The organism is Candidatus Pelagibacter communis (assembly GCF_001180205.1).
Taxonomy (GTDB): Bacteria; Pseudomonadota; Alphaproteobacteria; order Pelagibacterales; family Pelagibacteraceae; genus Pelagibacter; species Pelagibacter ubique_O.
In genome coordinates, this window is sequence record NZ_CVSU01000063.1 from 1 (window position 1) to 2,005 (window position 2,005).

The 2,005-nt window shown below is 34.9% G+C and carries 2 protein-coding genes; both read left to right on the top strand.

Annotation, left to right across the window (positions count from 1 at the left end; genetic code table 11):
• Positions 1 to 640: methylenetetrahydrofolate reductase (locus tag AMO08_RS02640; protein WP_075484874.1), on the top strand; the 640-nt coding region annotated here is incomplete at its 5' end.
• On the top strand, positions 633 to 1,991 hold the full coding sequence (locus AMO08_RS02645) for an aminomethyltransferase family protein (RefSeq protein ID WP_075484876.1): 1,359 nt from the start codon (positions 633 to 635) through the stop codon (positions 1,989 to 1,991). The genes AMO08_RS02640 and AMO08_RS02645, both read left to right, overlap by 8 nt.
• Positions 1,992 to 2,005: the final 14 nt, after the last annotated feature.

Consider the following 2,005-nt stretch of genomic DNA (forward strand, 5'->3'; position numbering starts at 1 on the left):
AGACTATAAAGAGACAGCTGAAAAAGCCATAGAGCTAGTAAAAAAAGGTTTTAATCCAGTGCCTCATTTTCCAGCGAGATCAATGAAGGATGAAAACGAACTTAAAGATTATGTCTCAAGATGTAAGGATGGTGGAGTTAAACAAGCTTTAATTATAGGTGGTGGAAGAGAGCCTGCTGGTAAATTTGATAGTTCATTTCAACTTCTAGAAACAGGTTATTTTGAAAAAATGAAAATAGGAATTGCTGGACACCCAGAGGGGAGTCCTGATATATCCGACTCAGAATTAGAAAAAGCTATGATAGATAAAAAGCCTTATGCTGATTATATTGTAACTCAGTGGTTACTTGATCCTCAGCCTATTATAGATTTTATTTCTAAACAAAGCGTACCAGTGCATGTGGGAATTACTGGGCCATTAAAAATATCTAGCTTAATTAAATTTGCTAATATTGTGGGGGCAAAAAATTCCTTAAACTTTCTTAAATCTAATTTTAGTAAGGCATTAGATTTATTGAAACCTAAAGACCCTAATGATTTAATTGGGAAAGTTAAATCGCATACTGATAACTTCCACATTTATACATTCGGCGGCTTGAAGGAAACTAACAAGTGGTTGAAGGAGAATAGTTATGTCTAAAGAATTTGACTATACTAAAGTACAACATGTTACTTCTGTTGATCAATCTGATAGAGAAGTACCATACAATTTAAGACAAAGTGGGCCAACTAAAGTTGAATTATTAATTTCAACAAGGGTAAGAAAGTCACCTTATTGGCATTTATCAATGCAGGCAGGCTGCTGGAGAGCAACTGTATACAATCGAATTTATCACCCAAGAGGTTATGTAAAACCTGAAGATGGTGGAGCTATGGTTGAATACGATGCAATCGTAAACCACGTAACAATGTGGAACGTTGCTGTTGAAAGACAAATAAGAGTTAAAGGTCCTGATGCAGAAAAATTTACTGATTACGTTATAACTAGAGATGCAACAAAAATTTCTCCTATGAGAGCAAGATATGTAATCTTGTGTAATGCTTATGGTGGAGTTTTAAATGATCCAATTCTTTTAAGAATTTCAGAAGATGAGTTCTGGTTTTCATTATCAGACTCTGATATTGGAATGTATTTACAAGGTGTAAATGCAGATGGAAGATTTAATTGTAAAATTGAAGAAATTGATGCATGTCCAGTACAAATTCAGGGTCCTAAATCAAAAGCTTTAATGAAAGATCTTTGTGGAGACCAAGTTGATTTTGATAATATGCCTTTTTATGGATTAGCAGAAGCAAAAATTGGTGGAAGAAGTTGTGTGATTTCTCAATCTGGTTTTTCAGGAGAAGCTGGTTATGAGATATACTTAAGAAATGCAACTTTATATGCTGAAGATATGTGGAATGCTGTACTGGATGCAGGAAAAAAACATAACTTAATGGTTATTGCGCCTGCACACCATAGAAGAATACAAGCAGGAATTCTTTCTTGGGGGCAAGACATGGATCAACAGCATAATCCGTTTCAATGTAATTTAGGTTATCAAGTTTCATTATCTGGTAAAGGCGAATGGAATAAAAAGGCTGACTATGTTGGCAAAGCTGCTTTAGAGAAAATGAAAGCAGATATAAAAGCTGGTCAAAAACCATATAAACTTCAATTAGTTGGAATGGAGTTGGGTGGTAAACCTATTGATGATTATGCGCCTGATTTTTGGTTAGTTTCACCAGAAAGTGGTGGAGATCCAGTTGGATTTATTACTTCACCATGGTGGCATCCAGAAAAGAAAACTAATATTGCTATGGGTTATGTTCCATTTGATGGAACTTTAAACCCTAATGGATTTCCAAAAGGAAAAGTTGGAACTAAGTTTAAAGTTCATCTTCCTGAAAAATACTTAGACACTCCGGGAACACCTGTAGATGCTGTGGTTGTGGATATTCCATTCAAAGAGTCTTTCAACGCAAATACAAGAGAAGTTGTAAAAGGCTAAAATTTACTATGGGG

Excerpts from the sequence above, each read along its gene's own strand:
- AMO08_RS02645 (WP_075484876.1), top strand. The coding sequence starts at position 633 with ATGTCTAAAGAATTTGACTATACTAAAGTACAACATGTTACTTCTGTT.